Genomic DNA, 542 nt, shown 5'->3' on the forward strand with positions numbered 1-542 from the left:
TAACGCCTCGTTAAGAGGCAAATAATATGTTGGCTAAAATAAGCGACGCAGGAGCAAAAGCCAACTGTTATTTGTCCTGCTTTAACGACTTGTTAGCCATACTTGACTTGATCGTAACAGCTACCCCCGAATTATAATCCTGATTGAACCACAATAAGTTTTCTATTGGGAAGTTAAAAAAGGTTAGCTTTATATCTGATTCCCATACTACTTCCAAGTCGTCTGGTTTTCCGTCTAAACCAAAGAAACCATTAAATACTTTACCAGTTTCTACATCCACGATATTTATACCAGTTTGCCAATTTGTTGTTGCACCGCAATCCGAATAACCAAGTTTTGCAATTTTTTTACCATTTGGGGAGGGAAATTCCGCTACGTCGGTATGACTGCATATTGAGGGTAGTTCAACATTTAACAAATCCATTCCATAGCCTATAGCTTTAAAGCTGAACCAAATAAAAAATATAATAGCTCCAAGATTCCAGATTTTTTTCTTGATGCTTGCAACAACGCTCATGCAGATCCTTATGTATGGCTAACGC

The 542-nt window shown here is 37.6% G+C and carries 1 protein-coding gene; it reads right to left on the reverse strand.

Annotated features, from left to right (window positions below):
* Positions 1-67: 67 nt before the first annotated feature.
* Positions 68-517, reverse strand: coding sequence for a hypothetical protein (locus tag ACRRSQ_RS20620; protein WP_440877660.1), 450 nt, complete (start codon positions 515-517; stop codon positions 68-70).
* Positions 518-542: the final 25 nt, after the last annotated feature.

Source organism: Thalassotalea sp. PLHSN55 (genome assembly GCF_052030545.1).
Classification (GTDB): Bacteria; Pseudomonadota; Gammaproteobacteria; order Enterobacterales; family Alteromonadaceae; genus CANMXU01.

Excerpts from the sequence above, each read along its gene's own strand:
- ACRRSQ_RS20620 (WP_440877660.1), bottom strand. The coding sequence starts at position 517 with ATGAGCGTTGTTGCAAGCATCAAGAAAAAAATCTGGAATCTTGGAGCT.